We start from the raw sequence: 755 nt of genomic DNA on the forward strand, positions 1-755 counted from the left end.
GGGACTGTTTGACGGTCACCACACCTTGCTGGCGCACCGCTTCGGGAAGACGCGGCTCTGCCTGGGCGACACGGTTCTGTACCTTGACCTGGGCGTCGTCGGGATCGGTGCCAGGACGGAAGGTGACGGTCAGCACCAACACGCCATCACTACCGGCCACGGACTTCATGTAGAGCATGTTTTCCACGCCGGTGATGGATGCCTCCAGTGGTGCGGCTACCGTGTCGGCGATTTCGCGCGGATTTGCGCCAGGATACGTGGCGCGAACCTGTACGCTGGGTGGCACGACTTCCGGGTACTCGCTGACGGGCAAGAGCGGGATCGCGATCAACCCAACCACGAAAATGATGATGGACAGCACGGCCGCAAAAATCGGCCTGTCCACGAAAAAGCGGGCAAAGTTCATGATGGCTGGCTCTCCGCGCTCATTCGCTCGCCTGGGCGATTTGTCGGCCTGCAGGCGCCATTTCAATGTCCTGGGCCGTCACTGGCATGCCGACAGAAACCTTCTGGATGCCGTTGACGATCACGCGGTCGCCGGGATTTAGACCTTCCTCGACGATGCGCAGGCCTTCGGCCTTGCGTCCCAGCGTGATGTCGCGGCGCTGGGCGGTGTTGTTCTCATCGATCACATACACGTACTTGCGGCTCTGGTCGGTCAGGATGGCCTTGTCGTCGATCAGCATGGCCTCGAAACTGCCGCTACCCGGCAGGCGCACTCGGGCATAGAGGCCCGGCGTAAGCAGGCCGTCGGG

The 755-nt window shown here is 62.3% G+C and carries 2 protein-coding genes; both read right to left on the minus strand.

Going from position 1 to position 755, the window contains the following annotated elements; all coding sequences use genetic code 11:
- The coding region (locus DU29_RS01000000130745) for an efflux RND transporter permease subunit (protein ID WP_033051115.1) at positions 1 to 406 on the minus strand (406 nt) is incomplete at its 3' end.
- Between the two features lie 19 nt (positions 407 to 425).
- Positions 426 to 755 (minus strand): efflux RND transporter periplasmic adaptor subunit (locus DU29_RS01000000130750; protein WP_442961337.1); only part of this gene is annotated, 330 nt, incomplete at its 5' end.

Source organism: Pseudomonas sp. Ant30-3, from assembly GCF_000690905.1.
Classification (GTDB): Bacteria; Pseudomonadota; Gammaproteobacteria; order Pseudomonadales; family Pseudomonadaceae; genus Aquipseudomonas.